General features: G+C 61.4%; 4 protein-coding genes. All 4 read right to left on the bottom strand.

Going from position 1 to position 2,712, the window contains the following annotated elements:
- Positions 1-411: 411 nt before the first annotated feature.
- A complete protein-coding gene (locus tag PY257_RS16150) occupies positions 412-936 on the bottom strand; it encodes a hypothetical protein (RefSeq protein ID WP_275743670.1) in 525 nt (174 codons plus the stop codon).
- The gene (locus PY257_RS16145; RefSeq protein ID WP_275743668.1) at positions 936-1,166 is read right to left on the bottom strand and encodes a hypothetical protein; all 231 of its coding nucleotides are present in this window, start codon (positions 1,164-1,166) and stop codon (positions 936-938) included. Before PY257_RS16145 ends, PY257_RS16150 begins: the two co-directional genes overlap by 1 nt.
- Positions 1,160-1,786 carry a DUF4376 domain-containing protein gene (locus tag PY257_RS16140; protein WP_275743666.1) on the bottom strand — a complete coding sequence of 209 codons (627 nt, stop codon included), beginning with the start codon at positions 1,784-1,786 and terminating at the stop codon, positions 1,160-1,162. The genes PY257_RS16145 and PY257_RS16140 overlap by 7 nt, the downstream gene beginning before the upstream one ends.
- 729 nt (positions 1,787-2,515) lie before the next feature.
- The coding region (locus PY257_RS16135) for a hypothetical protein (protein ID WP_275743664.1) at positions 2,516-2,712 on the bottom strand (197 nt) is incomplete at its 5' end.

Here is a 2,712-nt window from a genome sequence, read left to right as displayed (position 1 = left end):
GTCAGGAAACGAAATTGTGTGGTGTGAAATACGTCGTTGGCGTCGGGGGCGCTTTGGGGTAGTTTTGGGCTATACCTCGGCCTCCACGTAGGTCAGCGTGGGGGCTTCGCCTTCTCTATCACTCCGTCGCGCACGAACACGCGCTGTCCTACTGCCGCTGTGCCGCGTGCGGATAGGGTTCCGCCGCCGGGTAGGCCGATAGTGGCAATGTCTGCGTTGACTGCCGTGACAGTGCCCACCTGCAACGGGCGGGGCGGGAGCAGGTCCAGGAAGGCGCGGTAGGGGTTACGCATAGATGTGTGTCTCCAGGGCAAGGGTTTGGCGTATGCTGGGCCTTGACCAGTTGAATTCGGAATGGAACTGCTCACTGAGCAGTTGAAGATCACGCAAGCCGGTCGCCCGTCTTTTTTTCTACTCCCTGAACGAGGGAAGCAGGATGTGGCCGTTGCACGGGTCAACGCGCCAGGCTTCTTCATTCGGCGCACCAGCAGCAGCAGCAGCAGCCTCGCTGCACGTCCAGCGGTCACCCTTGCCAGGCACGAACCAAGCCAAAAAGCCGGCGATGAGCTGCCAGTCGTAGAGGGCACCCTGGTTCGAAGCGAACCATTGGGCAGCCGCCACAGGATCAGCCCGCATGGGCTTTACGTCCCAGTGATCAGGGTTCAACGCTATCCGCTTGAAACGCACTCCGCCCATCTTTCCCGCCCGACGAGTCGAGTGAGCAGGAAGCGCCTCGGCCGCCACGCTGGAGGCGCACCATAGCGAGCCGTCCGCTGCGCGCTCCGTGGAGCCGTCGGGCATCAGGTGAGCGACCGGGTCATGAGGTTCGAACACCACCTCGGTGTGGCTGTACGGGCTGCGCAGGCGCAGGCGGATCAGCCGGTTGGCAATGCCCTGCAGGCCGGGCCGCGTGGACTTGTACGAAGCGAGCAGCATTAAAGAGCTCCGGCTTGAATGAACAGGTTGTCGATACCAACGTCATCGAGGCCGATGGCGTGGCCGAGCTGGATCAGCAAGGGCCGGTCTCGCTCGAAGTCCTGGGAGTCGCCGCACTCGATCTGCGCAATGCTTCGCTGCACCGGCTCCATGATCGCATCGATCGATGGCTGCACGTTGCCCTGCAAGCCTGGGCTGGTCACCATGTAGAAATCTGCCCGCATTACCATGCGATAGCCTCCACATCTTCAATGGTTTGCGCTGCAGCCAGTACCTGCTTGAGAGCCTGCGCATGCGCGAAGTTGGCGTTGCCGGCTGCGAACATGCTGCCATAGAACGCCTTCCATGCCGCCACGTCTGCAATCGGATAGAACGTGTTGTCCACCGCCTTCCACCCAGCGGGCCAGACCGGAGGCAAGGCGCCATGCAAGGCCACATAGCCGTTCGTCCCGTCGATGTCGCTGCGGCTCAGTTGGTCGCATGCGAACACTTTGCCCGCGTGTGTGAAAGTGCTGAAGTTGGCAGCTAGGCGCGCCGCGTTGATCGCCGCATTCTTCTCCGCGCGTGCCGCCTCCAATGCAGTCGCAGCATCGGAAGCCATGGCGGCAAGCTCTTCCTGCGTGAGCGGTACCACTTCCCATTGCTCCTGCCACGATCCAGCGACCTCGACAGCTGGAGCCCGCACGACTTTGTGGATTGCAGAGTCGTGGGCGGGCTGGCCTACCGGATGAACCGGCGCGTAGTCTTCAAAGTCCTGCGCATATCCGTCGGGGAACAGCGTCAGAGGGAAGCGCTCTTTGAACTGCACGAACGTGATTTCTTCACGCATCGTTTTGTGAATGAAGTTCATACGTCACCTGCGTTATTTGGGTAAGAGCGTCCACCGCCCCACATGATGCGAATCGCCGCGCCGTTTCCTGGGTTGTAGTACGCCACCTGCGGCGTGCGCTGCGCAATCGTTATCGTCAGCGTCTCTCCCGGCGTGACCTGAATGCTGTTTTTGTAGCGAAGATTGCCGCCGGCAGAATAATTGTTGGGCCCATATGAGTTTGCGCCACAGCCGCCGCCGTAGGCACCCGACCCTGACTTTTGACTCCCAGCACCTCCGACTTGCGGATATGAAGACGAAGACGACCCTCCGTTACCGCCGTACCCGTTATTGCCCACACCCAACAGGCCAACGCCGCCTCCTGGCACGCCGTATGAGTTAGAGCCGTCGGAGTTCAGGAAACCTCCACCTCCACCGCCTCCACCGCCGCCTGTGCCCGAGAGGCCGCTGGCCCCGGTAAAGTACTCGCCAATAGCTGTACCAGCGCCGCCGCCTTCTCCGCCATTGCCAGAGTAGCCACCGGCCCCACCGCCACCCGGCCGCCCATTACTTCCTGGAGAACCGCCGTTCCCACCACCATCGGCGCCGCCGGCGCCGATGACGATGTTGTCCGATAGCAGAACCGTAGCGCCTCGATTGATTTTGGTGCTGCCCACCAAAAGTCCCGGCCCTACAGCTACAGCGCTGATGCTTGTGACCCCAGGCGGCACTACCCACAAAACTGTTCTTGAGGTGCCGGCAACTGGGTTGTCATAAACCAGCTGACCAGGGGCGGAAAATGACTTTGAAAACATCTGCCCGCGGATCATGTTGCGTATCCAGGAAGTTGGGATGCATACCAGCCAGCGGAGCCAAGCTGGGTGCGGCGTAAGTACACGAGGTGCCTTCCGGGCGCTGGCGTGAGCGGCATGCCATTCCAGACGGTGCCAGCAGGAAATGTGATTGCG

It is taken from the genome of Curvibacter soli (genome assembly GCF_029211125.1).
GTDB classification, from domain to species: domain Bacteria; phylum Pseudomonadota; class Gammaproteobacteria; order Burkholderiales; family Burkholderiaceae_C; genus Curvibacter_A; species Curvibacter_A soli.
This window is presented reverse-complemented; position numbering and strand designations above follow the sequence as displayed.